The sequence below is a fragment of the Eximiradius proteiniborus genome, from assembly GCF_058546985.1.
The window spans coordinates 1,308,306-1,324,866 of the sequence record NZ_CM178592.1 but is presented as its reverse complement, the minus strand read 5'-3'; the positions used below and the strand labels follow the sequence as shown (position 1 = coordinate 1,324,866).

13 protein-coding genes are annotated in these 16,561 nt (G+C 36.4%); 6 read left to right on the top strand and 7 right to left on the bottom strand.

The genetic code is table 11. The features are described from left to right. The first annotated feature begins 103 nt into the window (after nt 1-103). The 3 genes from ACY2LT_RS05500 to purL all read left to right on the top strand — a co-directional run bounded on the left by ACY2LT_RS05500 (nt 104) and on the right by purL (nt 5,511). Complete coding sequence (locus ACY2LT_RS05500) at nt 104-2,563, top strand: Lon protease family protein (protein WP_491814383.1); 2,460 nt, start codon at nt 104-106, stop codon at nt 2,561-2,563. Continuing rightward, the gene (rpe, locus tag ACY2LT_RS05495; protein WP_491814382.1) at nt 2,553-3,218 is read left to right on the top strand and encodes a ribulose-phosphate 3-epimerase; all 666 of its coding nucleotides are present in this window, start codon (nt 2,553-2,555) and stop codon (nt 3,216-3,218) included. Before ACY2LT_RS05500 ends, rpe begins: the two co-directional genes overlap by 11 nt. Before the next feature lie 64 nt (nt 3,219-3,282). Next, complete coding sequence (gene purL / locus ACY2LT_RS05490; RefSeq protein ID WP_491814380.1) at nt 3,283-5,511, top strand: phosphoribosylformylglycinamidine synthase subunit PurL; 2,229 nt, start codon at nt 3,283-3,285, stop codon at nt 5,509-5,511. Nucleotides 5,512-5,683: 172 nt separating this feature from the next. On the opposite strand, the gene ACY2LT_RS05485 is transcribed toward purL, so the two are convergent. The 5 genes from ACY2LT_RS05485 to ACY2LT_RS05465 all read right to left on the bottom strand — a co-directional run bounded on the left by ACY2LT_RS05485 (nt 5,684) and on the right by ACY2LT_RS05465 (nt 10,744). Continuing rightward, nucleotides 5,684-7,243 carry a hypothetical protein gene (locus ACY2LT_RS05485; protein ID WP_491814379.1) on the bottom strand — a complete coding sequence of 520 codons (1,560 nt, stop codon included), beginning with the start codon at nt 7,241-7,243 and terminating at the stop codon, nt 5,684-5,686. 174 nt (nt 7,244-7,417) lie between these two features. Next, nucleotides 7,418-7,843 carry a hypothetical protein gene (locus ACY2LT_RS05480; RefSeq protein WP_491814377.1) on the bottom strand — a complete coding sequence of 142 codons (426 nt, stop codon included), beginning with the start codon at nt 7,841-7,843 and terminating at the stop codon, nt 7,418-7,420. Between the two features lie 170 nt (nt 7,844-8,013). Further along, on the bottom strand, nt 8,014-8,892 hold the full coding sequence (locus ACY2LT_RS05475; protein WP_491814376.1) for a hypothetical protein: 879 nt from the start codon (nt 8,890-8,892) through the stop codon (nt 8,014-8,016). Between the two features lie 113 nt (nt 8,893-9,005). After that, nucleotides 9,006-10,244 carry a peptidase U32 family protein gene (locus ACY2LT_RS05470; RefSeq protein ID WP_491814375.1) on the bottom strand — a complete coding sequence of 413 codons (1,239 nt, stop codon included), beginning with the start codon at nt 10,242-10,244 and terminating at the stop codon, nt 9,006-9,008. After that, nucleotides 10,244-10,744: a TlpA family protein disulfide reductase gene (locus ACY2LT_RS05465; RefSeq protein WP_491814374.1), complete on the bottom strand. Its 501-nt coding sequence runs from the start codon at nt 10,742-10,744 to the stop codon at nt 10,244-10,246. The genes ACY2LT_RS05470 and ACY2LT_RS05465 overlap by 1 nt, the downstream gene beginning before the upstream one ends. A 95-nt stretch (nt 10,745-10,839) precedes the next feature. Between ACY2LT_RS05465 and ACY2LT_RS05460 the strand changes: the two genes are divergently transcribed. Further along, nucleotides 10,840-11,568, top strand: a complete 729-nt coding sequence (locus ACY2LT_RS05460) for a T9SS type A sorting domain-containing protein (RefSeq protein WP_491814373.1) — start codon at nt 10,840-10,842, stop codon at nt 11,566-11,568. A gap of 124 nt (nt 11,569-11,692) precedes the next feature. Here ACY2LT_RS05460 and ACY2LT_RS05455 read toward each other — a convergent pair whose 3' ends face one another. Together ACY2LT_RS05455 and ACY2LT_RS05450 are read right to left on the bottom strand one after the other, a co-directional pair. Further along, nucleotides 11,693-12,742: a 2-oxoacid:ferredoxin oxidoreductase subunit beta gene (locus ACY2LT_RS05455; RefSeq protein WP_491814371.1), complete on the bottom strand. Its 1,050-nt coding sequence runs from the start codon at nt 12,740-12,742 to the stop codon at nt 11,693-11,695. A gap of 1 nt (nt 12,743) precedes the next feature. Further along, nucleotides 12,744-14,588 (bottom strand): 2-oxoacid:acceptor oxidoreductase subunit alpha, encoded by a 1,845-nt coding sequence (locus ACY2LT_RS05450; protein WP_491814370.1) that lies wholly within the window; start codon nt 14,586-14,588, stop codon nt 12,744-12,746. A 178-nt stretch (nt 14,589-14,766) separates the two neighbouring features. Here ACY2LT_RS05450 and ACY2LT_RS05445 point away from each other — a divergent pair, with 178 nt between their 5' ends. Next, nucleotides 14,767-15,483, top strand: a complete 717-nt coding sequence (locus tag ACY2LT_RS05445; RefSeq protein WP_491814369.1) for an SDR family NAD(P)-dependent oxidoreductase — start codon at nt 14,767-14,769, stop codon at nt 15,481-15,483. Nucleotides 15,484-15,524: 41 nt separating this feature from the next. Continuing rightward, entirely contained in the window at nt 15,525-16,409 is an 885-nt protein-coding gene (locus tag ACY2LT_RS05440; protein ID WP_491814368.1) for an LOG family protein, read from the top strand. Nucleotides 16,410-16,561: the final 152 nt, after the last annotated feature.

Sequence of the window (16,561 nt, the reverse complement as noted above, 5' to 3'; positions counted from 1 at the left end):
TACTTCTCAAAAATTATTGGAATGTTAAGAATTATTAGGAAAAATAATATTTTTTTGTAGATTTGCTTTATGATTTGTTTAATTCAAAAAAATTAATAATTATATGTCTGCTGCAAAAAAAACAACAAAAATTTACGAAGTTCCACCAGAAAAATTAAGGTGGTCCTGTCCGATTGATAAATTTAATTTCAACTCCACTCGCGATGTTGAACCTCTGAAAACTATCGTTGGTCAGCCCCGTGCTATCGAAGCAATTAAAATGGGCGCCGCTCTTCACGCAAAAGGCTACAATATCTTCGTTACGGGTCTTTCCGGTACCGGTCGTCTGACTACTGTAAAAAATATTCTTGAAGAAGTAACCAATAGCTGCCCGATTACTTTTGATTATTGTTATGTTAATAATTTTGCAAAACCAGACGAGCCAAGATTAATCAAGCTCCCAAAAGGAAAAGGGAAAGAACTTGCCGAAGCAATGGACGATGCTATCGATTTCATTCGCCGTCGATTGCCTAAATTATTCGAAGAGGATAATTATCAAAAAAGCCGAATGAAAATTATTGAAGAATACCAATCTCGCGAGCAAGCCTTAATTGAACAGTTCGATGATAAAATTCGCCCTCACCAGTTTATGCGCGGGCAACTCGAAACTCAACAAGGTACTGTTGTGCCGGAAGTTTTTCCTATTGTCGAAGGTAAACCCGTTACATTAGAAGTCATAGATGAATTGCTCGCTGAAGGCAAAATGACCAAAGATGAAGCCTCAAAAATTAAAAACTTATGGCGTCAGTTTCACGATGAGCTTATCGAGCTTGTTCGCGAAAATATGAAAATGATGCAGGAATTTCGTAAAGCAATTATCGAAAACGACAAAAAACATTCCGAAATTGTTGTCTCTTCTATTTTGGACGAAATTCCTAAACAATTTGATAATGAAAAAGTTAATATTTATATTGACGAAGTTAAAAAATATATTTTAGATCATCTCAACCTGTTCGTTGCAACTGCTGGACAACTTAACAATTTAATTCCTAATCCTGACCAATCTGTAGATGAGGATATTCTCCGCTTGTTTAGCGTTAATGTTGTGTTGGACAATTCTAATACAGAAACAGCCCCCGTAATTACAGAAACTACACCTTCGTATAACAACCTTTTCGGTACTATCGAACGTGTTTTCGACAAACGTGGTGGATACTGGCGAACAGATTTCACCAAAATCAAAGCCGGTTCCATTCTCAAAGCCGACCAGGGATTTCTTATCGTCAATGCAAACGATTTATTCAGCGAGCCGGGAGTTTGGACTGCTTTGAAACGAGTGCTTCTCTACGACAAACTCGAAATTCAAACTTTCGACGCATATTTTCAGTTCTCACAAGCATCGCTCAAGCCCGAACCTATCGATGTTAATGTTAAAGTTATTATTATTGGTGGGCTGTCCCTTTATCACTTGCTTTTCCATTACGAAAAAGGTTTTAAGAAAATTTTCAAAGTTCACGCTCAATTCGATTACGAAACTGATAGAACCGACGAGATGATTGAAAACTTTACACGATTTGTTTCGAGAATTTGCGAAATGGAAAAGCTCCCTCATTGCACCCCCGATGGTGTTGCCGCAATCATCGAATGGGCTGTTGAAACTGCTGGTTCCCAAAACAAAATTACTCTTAAATTTTCTGATGTTGCTGATATTATTCGCGAAGCCGCATACTACGACAGCCAGAGCAAAAACGCTCTGATTGATAGGGAAGTTGTCGAAAACGCAATTGAATGGAGACGCCGCAGAAACGATCTCTTGGATGAAAAAATCAAAAAATCAATTTTAGAAGGCGATATGCTCATCGCTACCGAAGGCAGACGCATTGGGCAAATTAATGGTTTAACGGTGTATAATAACGGTTTCATTTCTTTTGGGAAACCCGCAAGAATTACTGCTTCGATTTCTGCCGGCAATTCTGGTATTATCAACATTGAACGGGAAGCCGAGTTAAGCGGAAATATTCACAACAAGGCAGTGCTTATCTTAACTGGTTTCCTGCGCGAAAAATTCGCTCAAAAAAGACCTCTGTCTCTTACTGCTTCGATTGCGTTCGAACAATCCTATGGCGGAGTTGATGGCGATAGTGCCACAGCTGCTGAAATTTATATTATTCTATCTGCTATTGCCGAAGTCCCGATAAAACAAAGCATTGCTATTACAGGTTCCGTCGATCAGAAAGGAAACATTCAACCAATTGGCGGAGTGAACGAAAAAATTCGCGGCTTTTTCGAAGTTTGCGAAAAACGTGGTTTAACAGGTGAACACGGCGTGATTATCCCTCAGCAAAATGTGAAAGATTTAATGTTGCCAACTAACATTGTTGAAGCTGTAAAAAATAAAAAATTTATGATTTTTGCTATCAATAATATTGATGAAGGAGTAGAAATTTTGATGGATATCCCTGCCGGCAAAATCAATAAAAATGGTGCATATCCTAAAAATTCTCTCTATGGAAAAGTTGATGCAAAATTGAATGAAATGTATAAAATTGCTAAGGCAAACGGAGAAAAGAAAAATGATAAATAATGTTAAAATTGCACCTTCTTTGCTCTCGGCTAATTTCGCTAACCTCGAAAAAAGTGTTCGACTTTGTGAGGAAAATTCAGCAGATATTCTTCACCTCGATATTATGGACGGTCATTTTGTGCCTAATATTACTTTCGGTCCGCTTGTCGTTTCTGCAATTGGACGCTTAACCGATCTTCCGTTGGATTGCCACCTTATGATTACTGACCCAGATAAATATATTGCCGACTTTGTCGAAGCTGGTGCTGATATGATTTCTGTTCACGTCGAAACAGGTTTTCATCTTCATCGCACAATATCGACTATTAAAAATTATGGTTGCAAAGCTGGAATAGTGCTCAATCCGGCTACACCTCTCGAATACGCTTTCGAAGCCGCTGAGTTTTGCGATTTTATTTTGCTGATGTCTGTCAATCCCGGATTTGGTGGTCAATCTTTTATCTCTTCTTTCCTTCGTAGATGCGAAAAATTGAGGTCTTTTCTGGATAATAATAATTTAGCAAATATTGAAATTCAGGTTGATGGTGGAATTACTCCTTCAAACGTTCGGCAAGTTGTCGAAGCTGGTGCCAATATTATTGTCGCTGGCTCTGCTTTGTTTAATGGCGACTTCCGTTCGAATATCGAAGCATTCAGAAGGAATATTCACGAATAGTATTTTTCTTACATACCTATTTTTTTTATTTTTGTTTTTTGAAATTTTTTAAATTGAGAATAAAATGAACAAAGAACTATACTCCGAAATTGAAGTTTCCCTCGAAACTGCTCTTGAACTTGGACTTACCGAAAATGAATATAACAAAATCCTTGAAATACTCGGTCGCACTCCCACTTACACTGAAATAGGCGTTTTCAGCGTTATGTGGAGCGAACATTGCTCATACAAAAATTCCATCAAGCAATTAAAAACATTACCTCGTTCCGGAGGTCGTTTGCTTGTTTCCGCCGGCGAAGAAAATGCCGGACTTGTCGATATTGGTGGGGGATATGCAATAGCGTTCAAAATCGAAAGCCATAATCATCCGTCTGCAATCGAACCTTTTCAGGGGGCGGCAACCGGAGTTGGTGGAATTTTAAGAGATATTTTTACAATGGGTGCCCGTCCGATTGCAGCATTGAATTCCTTGCGATTTGGTCATCTGGATAATAATAGAACTAAGTATCTATTGAGCGGTGTTGTTGCAGGTATTAGCCATTATGGCAATTCTTTCGGAGTGCCTACTGTTGGAGGCGAAATTTATTTCGACTCTTGCTATCAGGATAATCCTCTTGTAAATGCAATGGCTGTCGGAATTGTAGATGTTCGTAAAACTGCTTCTGCCGCAGCTTCTGGTGTCGGAAATCCTGTGTTTATTCTCGGAAGTTCTACCGGAAGAGATGGAATTCACGGTGCTTCCCTGCTTGCTTCTCGTGAATTTGATGAAAAAACCGAAGATATGCGTCCAACTGTTCAGGTGGGCGACCCTTTTGCTGAAAAATTATTGCTCGAAGCTACTCTGGAACTTATCGAAGCCGGTGTTATCGCCGGTATTCAGGATATGGGTGCCGCCGGCATCAGCTGCTCTACTTCCGAAATGAGTGCCAAAGCAAATACCGGTATGGATATAGATTTGGACAAAGTCCCATTACGCGAAGAAGATATGAGTGCATATGAAATTATGCTTTCCGAATCGCAAGAAAGAATGCTTGCTGTTATCCACAAAGGAAAAGAGGAAGTTGCACGTAAAATTTGCGAAAAATGGGATGTGCCTTTCACTCTCGTTGGATATGTTACCGACGATGGTATTCTAAACATTAAGCGTAATGGCAAACAAGTTGCTTCCATTCCCGCCGAATCGCTTGTGCTCGGTGGTGGTGCGCCACAATACGATAGAGAATGGAAACGCCCCGAATATCTAAACGAAACCGAAAATTTCGATACATCTATATTTGAGCAAGCAAATGCAGAAAAAGACGACTTCTGGAAATTGCTTGCTTCCCCAACTATCGCTTCCAAGCGGTGGGTTTTCGAACAATATGATTCGCAGGTTCGCACAAATACAGTTTCATCGAAAGGTGATGCTGCTGTCGTTCGATTAAAGGAACTTCCTGGAAAGGCTATTGCTCTGGCAACCGATTGCAACAGTCGCTACACTTACTTAAATCCATACTCGGGAGCTATGTCCGCTGTTTGCGAAGCTGCTCGCAATGTTGTTTGTGTTGGTGCTAAGCCTGTCGCAATCACTAATTGTTTGAATTTTGGCAATCCTTACGACCCGGAAGTTTATTATCAGTTCAAAGAAGCTATCCGCGGGATGGGGGACGCCTGCCGACATCTGGACACACCCGTTACTGGCGGGAACGTCAGCTTCCACAACGAATCGCAAAATAATGCAATTTTCCCGACACCTACAATTGGAATGCTGGGCGTTATTGACGATATTTCAAAAGTAATTTCGATGGGTTTCAAGCAAGAAGGCGATATTATCTTCCTTCTCGGAAATAAGCGGTGCGAACTCGGCGGCTCGGAATATTTAAAGATGAAACTTGGCAAAATCACGGGGAAAGCACCAGTAATTGATATTGAAGAAGAAATTGCTTTGCAAAATGCTGTTCTTGAAATGATAGATAGTCGCTTGCTGTCTTCTGCACACGACACAAGCGAGGGCGGTCTTGCTATCTGTTTAGCTGAAAAATCAATAGCTTCCGATTGCCTTGGTTGCCGTGTAAATATTGGCAATTCTGCGGGCGAACTTTTCGGCGAATCGCAATCTCGTATTGTTGTTTCTATCCACCCGCAAAAAGTAAATGATTTCATTGATATTTGCAATAAATTTGGTGTCGGTTATTTCCAATTAGGACAAGTTTGCTTCAATGATTTTATTATCGAGAATTTTCTTGAAACTTCATATTCAGAACTGAAACAAGTTTATGAAAGTTCAATTGAGGAAATAATCTTGCGCAAGTAAAAAATCACCTGCAAAACAAAGCCCCAGACAGACGAATGGGGCTTTGCTACAAGTATTACGATCTGAAGGTTTAAGTTTTGCAATTCTAAATTGTTATTTCTAAATCCTAACGAAGTATCCTTAAATTTAAAAAAATACTATCCATTATTTAATCACAATCAGTAAGAAATATTTAAAAAGAACTTGTCCCTTTAATTTTCCATTGACCTTCAATAAAATTATAATACATAATTTTAATATCTCCGTCAAAATTTATCAATTTGATATTATTTAATGTATCAAAATTCTCATCAAGCTGAAAAAATACATTAAAAATAAATTTCCCATCTATATCAAAGATATCAATAGTGAAAATATCTTTAGTATTATCATAAAATAAAAAGCAAATTTTGTCATTATTAACGTAGGTGTCCAAATAATATATTTTTAATCCTTTTAGAATATTTTGAGGTTCTTCAATTAATTTTTTAGGATTGAGTTCTAATTTCTTCATTTCATTTCTAAATAAAGATAAGTATGATTTATTGGAGATTGGAATTACTTTTATGTCGTTTTTCTTGCTAAAATCAAGTATTAGGAATGTATTATTCAGGTTGCTTACAACTAGCACTTTATTGTTTCTCAAAGGAAAGAATTTTGAAGAAAAGAAATTATAATAATGTGAAATATCATAATTATCAATTATATGAGATAGTTTTAGTAGTGGTTTGATTTTTTGAAGTTTGCTATCGAAAAGTAATAGGAAAAATGTACTATCAGGATTTTCATAAAATGGGAAATTATTGCATTCTGGACGATTAAATCCATTTACTAAATAATTTGTATCGAGTTTAATAATATTATCGAAAAATATTTCATATTCATTTGGTGTGTTAAATATCTCTATGAAATTGTCAGATGAGCTTGTATAGCTAACTTTTGGATAATTGTGTATTTCAAAGATTCCATTTTCACTGGTAAATGCTTTTTGGTAATAATATCGAATAAAAACAATTAAGCTTGTATCATCTATTGTGAAACCTTCAATTTTTGATTTTGGTAATAACTTTTCTGATATAATAGTATCTCTCTTTAGATTGATTTTTGCCTCAAACTCGTTGTCTAAACAAAATAATTTATTCTGAGTTAATTTATCTGTATCTGAGTATTTTATTTTGAAAATGCAATTACTAATATCATCATTAAATACGATCTCTTTTCTTTTGTAGTTATTGAATGTTTTATCAATTTTTGTGAATTCGTCAGAGGAAAAGGTGATTTTGTCGTTCAACCGAAATTGCACTTTTAGTGATTTTTGTACTATTTCATCTATATCAAATTCTTCTTTTAATAAACACGAGGAATTTATTTCGTTAATAATTACTTCTTCGTTAAATAATACAATAGCTGGGGCATTTATTTTGAGAAATTTTTGATGAAGATTTTTGGGAAGCGAGGACAAATCAATAATTGCGTCTACTTCGTATTTTTTATATGTTTCTGTTAGTTTGGTCGTGATTTTTTCTTTGGATATTATTATTAATTTAAAATTGAATAGTTTTTTAATTATCTTGATTTTATTGATTAGCGGTTTCACGTATGCTGAATTGCAAGAAATGCAATCCTGCGAAGAGAGATAAATTCCAACAGAATCAATTTTGCTAAGTGATTGCGATTTAAGTTCAAAATCAGACAATAGAAATATTAAAACACTACTGATCAGGATAAGTAAAAAAATTCTTTCGTTTCTCATAATTACCTCTGATGAAAAGTCAAATGATGTAAGGGGGGGGCTCAAAATGTAGACTTTTTTATTAATTATTTTTAGTTGTACTATTAAACGTGCCCCTAACAATGAATTTGTGGAACCTTCGAAAGTTTAGAAACAGAAGATTATCTAAACAGCTTTTTTGAGCCCCCATATTTATTATTTACTATTATAATCAATCCATTCTTTATATGTTGGTACAATAATTGTTTCAGATGTTGTTGTTATTTTAATAAATGGCTCTAATCCTTGCATATCTATTTCTTCCAAAATAACATTAATATAGCCTGTACCTACATCTGGTGCTTCATCAATAGAAGTTTTAATGTTGTTATTGTTAATAAATAGTTTTATTGGTTGGCCAATAATTAGATCACCATTGCTTGTTACTCCATAACATTTTATTGACATATCGTTCCCACATTCAAATTTAACAGAATTTGGAGACACAGCTTCCGCTTTTTTAAATCCTCCCCATACCCAAGCTACTGATTGAGGCTGGGCCGGGGCTGCTTTCAATTCTAATTGAACATTGAATAAGAATACTGATAAAAAAGCAATCAGTATCATTCCAAACTTTTTCATTGTAAAATCTCCGAAAAATAGTTAATTTTAATTGATTTTATTGTGTTTAGAATGGTTTTGCTCCCTTTGTAATACATTATTATCTCTGATAATAAAAATGCAAAGGGAGTAATCATTTTTACAATCATTGATAATAAAGCATTACCAAAACTCATTCTAAACCGATTTGTTCAAAAGCTGGTGATTATACCGAATTTAGTCGATTGCTTGTAACCAATTCTTTTGCTAACCTGTTCGTTATAAGTAAGTTCCAACTTAATCAATATCCCAAAGATTTTCCATAGCTGAACTTTTATTTCGTTATCAGCGTTGCATATCCATTGCTTCTTGTCAAGCTGATTCAATTGTGCATCAAATTTACCTCGATATTCAATCTTTTCAGCAAATTTGTGCATAAGGTCGAATCTCATTTGGACACCAGTTTCTGCTCTATACTTTTCTACTTCTTTGGTTTGTCTGTTGTCGGTAAGCAAAGTATACCGCTTTGCTCGAATTTGTTTTGTTGTTGCACCAAGTGATGTTTCAATTAAAGTATGATTATTTGTGATTAAAATAGAGGCAAAACCTAATCCTTGCTGAGTAGTAATAGGGTCTCTGAATTTTGAGGTAGGAACTACAGAATTTTGGTATTTTCTGAACGATTCAGTAATCTGAGTATTTAGGCTAAAACTAACGTATGGGTCGATTTTCCAGCCAATCAGGTATTTCAACATATTATCACTTTGAATGATATTATCAGTGGGAAGAAAATATCTATTTTTATTGCTTTCGAAATATTCGTATTTGCAACCGATAGCGACTTTGTTTTTGCTTTCGCAAAAAAATCTGTCAAAAAAAGAGAATTTAAACAAAAGTTCATTTGCGGAAGAACATTCGAAAGACTGATATTTACCCATTTTCCAATCATCGTTAAGAGATTGGTTGAGGAAAACCGCCAGATTAGCTTTAGCGAATTGTTCACTTGGTTGAGAGAACAACTTAAAGCAAAACGAGCAACACCCCAAAGAGAAGAAAAGCAAGATACGAAGGAAGCTTTTCTTAATAACCATTAAAGTATTAAATATATTGTCAAAGAACTAAGGCAAAAATAAAAAAAAAAAAAAAATACAAATGCAAGAAAAAGTTTTCCACATTTTTGCTGTTGTATGGCTACAACTATTTTCTACCTGCTCTCTACAAACTTATAGACCTTGTCGTTTGGTCGAACTTTGCTGGGAACCGAAATCGAACAAAGCGCGCCTTTGCTCACTCGCTGTATTGGAGCATCTTCGAGCCTCAATTCTTCCACTTTCGTCTCCAACACCCCTGTTTTATTCCCGATGATTAGTATATCGTCGCCAACTGATAATTCTTCCGCCTGCACTTGAACCGCCGCTGCTCTTACTTTCGAGTAGTAATTTTGAACAAAACCGACATATATTTTTCGCCTGGTTGCCGACGAACCATAATTGTTGTTCCATTCGCCAAGGGTTTGTCCCAAATAATATCCATCCCAAAATCCTCGATTATACACTTCTTGAAGCCTTTTTCGCCATTCTTCAATCCGCTCAGCCGTGTAGGAGCCATCGAAAACAGCATCTATTGCCTCTTTGTAGCATTCAACAGTGCGCTTTACATATTCAGGAGAGCGTCCCCGCCCCTCGATTTTAAGAATATCCACACCTGCATCAATTATCCTGTCCAGAAAACCAATTGTTGCCAAATCTTTCGGGGACATTATATATTCATTATCAATTTCGAGCTGATATCCCTGTTCTCTTTCAGTAACAAGATATTTTCTACGGCATACTTGCAGGCATTCTCCACGGTTTGCCGAATGGTCGTGCAAGTGCAAGCTCAAATAGCATTTTCCCGAAATTGCCATACAAAGTGCCCCATGAGCAAATATTTCTATTCTAACTAATTTTCCGCTTGGTCCCTTGATTTTTTCTTTTTGTATTGCTGAAATTATGTTTTTTGTTTGCTCCAAAGATAGTTCGCGAGCCAACACCATTACATCAGCATACTGAGCAAAGAATCGAACAGCTTCAATATTAGAAATATTCAGCTGAGTGGAGCAATGAACAGGTAAATTTCTTTGCCTTGCCCGTAGAATTACAGCAAAATCAGACGCAATTATTGCATTTATACCAGCATCGGAAGCAGCGTCTAATATTTCATCAACTTTAATTATATCATCATCATAAATTACTGTATTCACAGCAAGATAAGTCTTGATTCTATGTCGGTTTGCAATTTTTTGAATTTCAAATAAATCATCAGTTGAAAAATTGAACGTTGATTTGGAGCGCATATTTAAATTGCCCGCTCCAAAATAAATTGATTTCGCTCCTGCTTGTATTGCAGCCCGGAGCGATTCAAAAGAACCAACGGGAGCAGTGATTTCCGGCTTTTTTTTCATTATTTTTGGGAAATTTCTTTAATCTTCTGATAGAGTTTCTTCTCGTCGCCAGGTGCATATCCATTATGTTCGAAAACTATTTGCCCGTCTCCGTCCAACAAAAATGTGTGGGGTGGATTATTCACATTCATTGCTCGCTTGAAATCTTGATTGTCGTCCAAATATACTTCGAATTCCCAACCTTTCGATTTTACAAGTGGTGCAACTCGTCTGCTTGAACGTGAGTCATCAATAGAGACTGCAATATAGCGAACGCCTGTTTCTTCCTTCCATTCTGCAAATAATTCATTGATTGCAGCCATTTCTTCCATACAAGGCTTGCACCACGTAGCCCAAAAACTTACTACTACGGGTTTCCCATCATTTCTGAATGTACTTGTCGATACTGTATTTCCTTGTAAATCCTTTACTTTAGCATCCGGAAGCTTTGATTTTTCCTGTGCATTTGCAAATTGAACAAATAATATTGAGAAAACTAACACCAATATTGCCTTTTTCATTTTTTTTTGCTCCAATTTTGTGTAACTTTTTATTATTTTACTTTGTTTTATTTTTAAAATTAACAAATTATTAATAATTATAGGACGCTAAAATTATGAAAAAAGTTACTTTTCTAATTTCATTTCTGCTTTTTTTAATCGTTTCCTCCTATATTTCAGCATACTCGCAAAGCAGTTTCGAAATTACGAGTTGTGATAGTATTATCTCCACGCAAAATGTAAATAATGAAATTGAATCCCAATTCGATATTAGAAATCTATCTAACTCTAATGTTACAGTTTATCCTTCAATTATTGTTGATCAACTTGCTGAAGGACACGAAGTATCTGTATGCACTTATTTTTGCTATCCTTATGTAACTCGCACAACTTCTTACAAAGAAGGTAGCGACGAAATTGATTTGCCTGCTTCCTTCAAAATCAGTCAAGTATTAGGTTACCAACCAACCGCTCATCTAAAGCCAAATATGAATACTGGCCAGTCCAAAATCCGTATTCGTTTTACCAATGTTGCTGATGAAAACGATTATATCGATGTTCCTTACACTTTCAATGTTGGCATTACAAGCATTTCCGAAATCAAACCTACTGATTTTGTTGTTGCTTATCCAAATCCAACAAACAATATTTTGAGTGTTTACTCTGAAATTTTGAATATTGAAAAAATTGAAATTTATGATATCCACGGGAAATTAGTAACGAACGAAAAATCCTCATTTAATTATAAAGCTTTGGATTTATGTTCTTTAGCAAAAGGCAATTATATGATGATTGTATATCTTGAAGATAAATCTATGAAAAGACTTTCTGTAGTCATTGAATAAAATTTGATTGTCTATGCGTTCCACTCTCTGAATTCGGCAAGTAGGGAAGAGGAGAAGCTACTTGTTTAAATATATAAAAAAGCCGCTCTATGAAGAGCGGCTTTTTTCATTATAACAGAATTGATTAATCTATTGTCCAGAAATCTTCGCCACGCATAAGCTTATTAATATCGCCTTCACCTAATTTTTTCGTTACTTCTTCGATTTGATTATCAACTTTTTCTTCGTATGATGGCTTGTCAATGCTCTGGAATACACCGATCGGACGAGGAACATCCGGATTGTAAGTCATATTTGCAAGGATAAATGCAAGAGTTGAATCTTTTTCGTTATGGACAAGAACGTCATTTGGTGAATATTTGCCATCCTCGAACGAAACGACAACCGGAGTAAATCCATCTAAAATGATACCTTTATCTCGGTTTTTCCCGAAAATCAAAGGTTTCCCGTCTTCCAACCATACTGTTGTATCATCACGGTATTCCTTTTCGGTATATTTATCGAATGCACCATCATTGAAAATTACACAATTGGCATAAATTTCAACGAAAGAAATGCCTTTGTGTGCTGCCGCACGCTCGAATAAATATTGCAACATTTTAGGATCGCGGTCATAGCCACGAGCAACAAAAGTTGCTCCTGCACCCAAAGCAAGCGAAGCAGGATTGAATGGGTCGTCCACAACTCCAAACGGAGATGTTTTTGTCTTTTGTCCCGGCTGGGAAGTAGGTGAATACTGCCCTTTTGTCAAACTGTAAACTTCGTTGTTAAACATTAAGACATTTAAATCAACATTTCGACGGCAAGCGTGAATAAAATGATTACCTCCAATACTCATACAGTCGCCGTCGCCAGTTGCTACCCAGATTGATAAATCAGGACGGGCAATTTTCAGTCCGCTTGCAACAGCTAATGCTCGTCCGTGAATTGAGTGGAATCCATACACATTAATGTAGTAAGGGAAGCGGCTCGAACAACCAATCCCCGAAACAAACACAATTTTCTCACGCGGCACTCCAAGCTCCGGCATAATTCTCTGAACCTGAGAAAGTATTGAATAGCCGCCACATCCTGCACACCAACGAACATCTATATCTACTTTGAAATCTTTCGGAGTATATTGATTTGTAGGCACATTCCGCTTAACAACTATATCTTGAAGCATCGTTGTCATTTTATTTGTCTCCTTTATTGTTAAGCAAATCTAATAATTTTGTTTCTATCTCTTTTGCTTTAAACGGCATTCCCTGAACTTTATTGATGCGAAGTACCGGACGCAAGAACTTGCTTTGGAGCAAATCAGCCAACTGTCCCATATTCATTTCTGGCACGACTACACGCTCAAAACGAGATAGTATTTCGCCTAAATTCTTCGGGAACGGACGAATATATTTCAAATGAGTATAGGAAATCTTGTGTCCTTGCTCACGTAAAGTATCAAACGCAGTTTTTACCGGACCATAAACGCTGCCCCAAGCAACAACTAACAAATCGCCCGATTGTTCGCCTTCGACTTCTGCCAGAGGTATATCATTAGCAATTTCATCGACTTTCTTCTGACGAAGTTCAACCATCTTTTGGTGATTGAGTGGATCGTGGCTTACCAAACCTGTAATGTCTTCTTTTTCAAGTCCACCAATACGGTGTTCCAAATTTGGTGTGCCGGGTACAGCCCACATACGGGCAAGTGTATTCGGGTCGCGTCTGTATGGCTTGAATGTTTCCGGATCTGTTGCAAAATTAACAGTTAAATCCGGTAGCTCGCTCATTTCCGGAATACGCCAAGGTTCTGTTCCTTGTGCCATATAACCATCTGATAGCAAGATTACAGGTGTCATATATTTAAGTGCAATACGAGCAGCCTCAACAGTCATTGCAAAGCAATCAGCTGCACCACTTGCTGCAACTATTGGTATCGGAGCTTCCCCGTGACGACCATAATAAGCAATGTTCAAGTCTGATTGCTCTGGTTTTGTCGGAAGTCCTGTGCTTGGTCCAGCTCGTTGAACGTCAATTACAACAAGTGGCAATTCCAAGATTACCGCAAGCCCAAGAGCCTCAACTTTGAGAGACAAGCCAGGTCCCGAAGTTGTTGTTGCTGCAAGATAACCACCATAAGAAGCACCAATTGCACTGCAAATACCTGCAATTTCGTCCTCTGCTTGGAGCACTTTGACACCAAACTGTTTATATCCGGAGATAAAATGAAGAATTTCTGTTGCAGGAGTTATTGGATACGAACCAAGGAAAAGAGGAAGCTTTGCTTTTGTTGCTGCAGTTACAAGTCCTATTGCACAAGCTTCGTTCCCGGTAATATTTCTATATGTTCCTTTTGGCAAATCTGCATGATGAACATGATATTGAACTATCATTTCCTGACGTGTAGCACCGTAATTATATCCAGCTCTCAGTGCGCGCAGGTTTGCTTCTAATATCTGTGGTTTATTTGCAAATTTATCTTTTAACCATTTTTCTGTCAAATCCAAAGGACGATTAAACAGCCAATAGATGAAACCAAGTGCAAAAATATTTTTCGTTCTTTCGACTGCTTTCGGAGATATTCCTAAATCTGCAAGTTCTTGTTTCATCATCTCGCTCATATTTATTTTTATGAGCTGATATTTGCTCAAAGAACCGTCTTCAAGCGGATTGCTGTCATATTTTGCTAACTTTAAGTTTTTTTCACCAAAACCAGCAGTATTAGCAATGATTATTCCTTTCTCACGAACATTTGGTAGATTGACTTTCAGCGACGAAGCATTCATACATACAAGCACGTCAATCTTATCACCTATTGTGTTAACTTTTTTCGAACCAAAATGAATTTGGTAGGCACTAACGCCATATAATGTGCCTTCGGGGGCACGTATTTCTGATGGATAATCAGGAAATGTATTCACACTATTCCCGACTGTTCCAGCTGTGTTGGAAAATTGCGTTCCCACAAGCTGCATCCCGTCGCCAGAGTCTCCAGCGAAGCGAATTGTTACCTTATCAAGGTGTTCTACTTTTTTAGACATTTTTTTTCTTTTACTTGAACAACATAATGTGGAACATATATCGAGTTTATTTTTTCAATTTTGTTACAATAAAACTTATTTTTATTTTACATAATTAAGTTACGAAAATTAAGAAACTTAATGTTAAGAAAAAAGAAAAATAGAATATTCTATTAACATTTATCAATTTATTTTAACAATGAATAACATTTTATTAACAGCTTCGACAAGCAAAATTGGTCAAAAATTAGCAATTGAACTTGCTCGCAAAGGGTATAATTTAGCACTTCACTATTTCAAATCAGAAAGCGTTGCAAATGAATTGTCGCATAAATTATCAGATTTCAAAATTAATGTCCAACTCTTTAAAGCCGACGCAAGCGACCCTTCTGCAGTTGAACGCTCCTTCTCAGAAATTATTAATTACCTCGGCGAAATTAATATTTTGATTAATAATATTGGCATTTTTCCTCAAAAACAAAATTTCACAGATATTAAAATTGAGGAATGGAACGAGGTGTTCAATATTAACTTGCGAAGTGCCTTCTTGTTCTCGCAGCAGTTTGCCCGACAACCCTTATCAAAAGGCACAATCATTAATATTAGTTCTGTCGGTGGGCTTGAGCACTGGAAGGGAAGCCTGCTTTATAATGTATCCAAATCCGCTCTGATTCATTTGACTAAATCGCTTGCTGTTGAACTTGCGCCCCGTATCACAGTTAATTGCATTAGCCCCGGTATTATAAAAGTTGCAGATGAACCTATTTCGATTACTCACGAAAACATTCCACTGAAAAAATATGGTCAGCTCCAAGATATTCTCTCAGCAGTTAATTTCTTTATAGAAAATGAATATTTAACAGGGCAAAATATTATTGTTGATGGAGGGTACTCTCTAATAAGAAAATCGAATTAATTTCGTCAATCATTATCTTATTATTATTTTTTGAGGATTTTATGGCAAACCCTGAAATTATTAACGAAAATACTCCTGAAAAGAAAAAACGTAAAGCAAGAGTTCAAAAAGCTTACGACAATACCGAATTTATCCACAGTCCGGATGGTCGCACCATCAGAATGCTTGCTGAATATCTCTATCCTGAGCAATATTTCCGTAAGCACAATATCAGAAACACTATCGTTTTCTATGGTTCTGCAAGAACAATGTCCACCGAAAAATATACATCCCAGCTCGCTCTTTTAAATAATCTACTTTCAAATGCTGTTGATGAAGAAAGAATTGAAATTGAACATCAAATCGAAGAGCATGAAAAATTGGAATTTACTTCACGCATTTACGACGAAGCTGTTGCTCTTGCCGAGATGATAGCCAAATGGTCAGCCAAATTGCCACCTGAACGTCGTTATTATGTTTGTACCGGCGGTGGTCCCGGTATGATGGAAGCTGCTAACCGTGGTGCTTATCAGGCAAACCAGCCCTCCATCGGACTGAATATTAGCCTTCCTTTCGAGCAAGAACCAAATATGTATATTTCCGATGAACTTAATTTTGAATTTCACTATTTCTTTATGAGAAAATTCTGGTTTGCATACCTTGCAAAGGCTATGGTGGCTCTTCCTGGCGGCTTCGGCACATTAGACGAATTGTTTGAAATACTTACTCTCCGCCAAACTTTAAAAATTACTCGACCACTCCCAATTGTTCTCTATTCTGAAGAATTTTGGAAAAATACTGTTAATTTTGATTATTTGGTGCAAAATAGAATGATTTCCAAAAAAGATTTCGATTTGTTCGTTTATGCTAATTCTCCAAAGGAAGCATTCGATTATTTAGTTGAAAAACTCAGTGAAAGTTGGAAATTTTACGAAAAAGATAGTTAGCCGAAAATTTTCATATATAATTTCTTCTTATAATATAAGCTATATGTTTATCATTCAACATATAGCTTTTTTCTTGTTTCTAATAGCTATTAATATAAAGAAATTATCTTTGTATTGTTTATTAATTTTAATAATTTTGTAAAATCTAATTT

What these genes read in the sequence shown, in the direction of transcription:
- ACY2LT_RS05500 (WP_491814383.1), top strand. Translation starts at nt 104, where the DNA reads ATGTCTGCTGCAAAAAAAACAACAAAAATTTACGAAGTTCCACCAGAA.
- rpe (WP_491814382.1), top strand. Translation starts at nt 2,553, where the DNA reads ATGATAAATAATGTTAAAATTGCACCTTCTTTGCTCTCGGCTAATTTC.
- purL (WP_491814380.1), top strand. Translation starts at nt 3,283, where the DNA reads ATGAACAAAGAACTATACTCCGAAATTGAAGTTTCCCTCGAAACTGCT.
- ACY2LT_RS05485 (WP_491814379.1), bottom strand. Translation starts at nt 7,243, where the DNA reads ATGAGAAACGAAAGAATTTTTTTACTTATCCTGATCAGTAGTGTTTTA.
- ACY2LT_RS05480 (WP_491814377.1), bottom strand. Translation starts at nt 7,843, where the DNA reads ATGAAAAAGTTTGGAATGATACTGATTGCTTTTTTATCAGTATTCTTA.
- ACY2LT_RS05475 (WP_491814376.1), bottom strand. Translation starts at nt 8,892, where the DNA reads ATGGTTATTAAGAAAAGCTTCCTTCGTATCTTGCTTTTCTTCTCTTTG.
- ACY2LT_RS05470 (WP_491814375.1), bottom strand. Translation starts at nt 10,244, where the DNA reads ATGAAAAAAAAGCCGGAAATCACTGCTCCCGTTGGTTCTTTTGAATCG.
- ACY2LT_RS05465 (WP_491814374.1), bottom strand. Translation starts at nt 10,744, where the DNA reads ATGAAAAAGGCAATATTGGTGTTAGTTTTCTCAATATTATTTGTTCAA.
- ACY2LT_RS05460 (WP_491814373.1), top strand. Translation starts at nt 10,840, where the DNA reads ATGAAAAAAGTTACTTTTCTAATTTCATTTCTGCTTTTTTTAATCGTT.
- ACY2LT_RS05455 (WP_491814371.1), bottom strand. Translation starts at nt 12,742, where the DNA reads ATGACAACGATGCTTCAAGATATAGTTGTTAAGCGGAATGTGCCTACA.
- ACY2LT_RS05450 (WP_491814370.1), bottom strand. Translation starts at nt 14,588, where the DNA reads ATGTCTAAAAAAGTAGAACACCTTGATAAGGTAACAATTCGCTTCGCT.
- ACY2LT_RS05445 (WP_491814369.1), top strand. Translation starts at nt 14,767, where the DNA reads ATGAATAACATTTTATTAACAGCTTCGACAAGCAAAATTGGTCAAAAA.
- ACY2LT_RS05440 (WP_491814368.1), top strand. Translation starts at nt 15,525, where the DNA reads ATGGCAAACCCTGAAATTATTAACGAAAATACTCCTGAAAAGAAAAAA.